General features: G+C 40.8%; 1 protein-coding gene. It reads right to left on the bottom strand.

The window, feature by feature from the left end; genetic code table 11:
• Positions 1 to 246: 246 nt before the first annotated feature.
• Positions 247 to 981 carry an NYN domain-containing protein gene (locus AAFM34_RS20970; protein ID WP_341666229.1) on the bottom strand — a complete coding sequence of 245 codons (735 nt, stop codon included), beginning with the start codon at positions 979 to 981 and terminating at the stop codon, positions 247 to 249.
• Positions 982 to 1,595: the final 614 nt, after the last annotated feature.

The raw sequence follows: 1,595 nt of genomic DNA, 5'->3' as shown, positions 1-1,595 counted from the left end.
GCTTAAACATGAACGTTCGGAGCTGAAAGATTCACTTTACCAACGAATCTTAAATGCTGAGAAGTAATTACTGATGTGAATTAAGCTCCTACTGTTTAGGAGCTTTTTTATTTCTGACGAGAAGAATAATTAGTTTTATTCACCTGAAATCCAACTGGAATGGTTTTGACTTAACTCATAAATGTCCAGAGGCGTGCTGACGGGGTATGAAACACGAATGCTCCTGTGGACACAACCCCATAGCTCTCAATGCTTACTACCTTTAGTAACTAACCTAAATTCCAAACCAGATTGCTTTGATTGACGTGTGGAGTAACGGTTAGGGAACTTGTCGAAAAAGTCAGACAATTTCTTGAGGCCATAATTACGCGGGTCAAAGTCAGGCTTCAAGCGTTTAAGGTACTGCCCTACCTCACCTAGTTTTGCCCAACCAGATTCATCTCGATAGTTTTGCCAAGCGCGGTGCATCAGTTGCCAGATCTCTTTCTCAACACCAGTTATCTGAGTGGATTGTTGAGGAGGTTGCGGGGACTCTTCCTGTGGCTTATCCCCGTTAAGGTTTTCAATGGCAACAAAATCATCACAGGCGTTTTTAAACGAAGCTGGCGTCATTGCCTTACCAACCCCTATAACATACATTTCAGACTCTCTCAGCCTCGTTGCAAGGCTAGTGAAATCACTGTCACTCGAGATTAGAGCAAAGGCATCAAATCGTTGGCTATAAAGCAGATCCATCGCATCAATTATCATGAGTGCGTCAGTGGAGTTCTTCCCCGTAGTGTATGCAAATTGCTGCTTCGCTTGAATGGCTAGTTCATTAAGAGGCTGTTTCCAGTTTTTGAGTTGCTCAGTCGAGAAGTCGCCGTAAGCACGTTTGACGATGATTTGACCGTAGCGTGATAGCTCTTCAATGATAGAGCTCAATTTAGAGTGCGGCGTGTTCTCAGAATCAATTAGAACAGCAATTTTACGACTTCCCATGTACCATTTCCTTTTTCTAAACAAAGGAATAGTATCCGAGTCATCACTCAGATGCTACTGCATGCGTATAAGGATAAATAAAAATTGAAAGAGCTATAATCCCATGGGCTAACGTCCATGAATATGTCGACGTGTTAAAGCCGAAAGCTTTAGCTAAAGAAGAGCCTCTTTTACTTTTTGTATCCTCAGTGCAAAACAGGACCTACTTCAGAAAGTGAATTGGTGTTAGAGGTTGGGCTTTAGCCACCCGCAAAAATTTTACCTGTTTGTTTGTGTACAAATCTTTGTTTATGACCAATCGCTACGCGATTGAAGTAAGCCAGCAACGTTCAAAGTTAAAGCTCAATAACGTTATTTCAAGCGAAACCATCTTTAAACAACACCAAGATCGTTCATTTTTTACTCCTGTGAGATCTATGAACACACTTCCCTACTGTTTTAATTGGTCTCAATATATATAGGAGTGCACGATTTGAAATTTTTACAGTGATTATTTTCAGAGCATTAGACCAATTAATGTCAACATTGCCATATTTAAATCTACCTGATAGCACCAACACTGTAAGCTGGCGGTAAACCCCATCTAATCATTTCCTTTTAAATTCGGTATTGTC

This window comes from Vibrio sp. (assembly GCF_038138445.1).
GTDB lineage: Bacteria > Pseudomonadota > Gammaproteobacteria > Enterobacterales > Vibrionaceae > Vibrio.
Note: the sequence above shows the minus strand (reverse complement) of the source record. Positions and strands in the feature narration are given on the sequence as shown.

What these genes read in the sequence shown, in the direction of transcription:
- AAFM34_RS20970 (WP_341666229.1), bottom strand. Translation starts at nt 981, where the DNA reads ATGGGAAGTCGTAAAATTGCTGTTCTAATTGATTCTGAGAACACGCCG.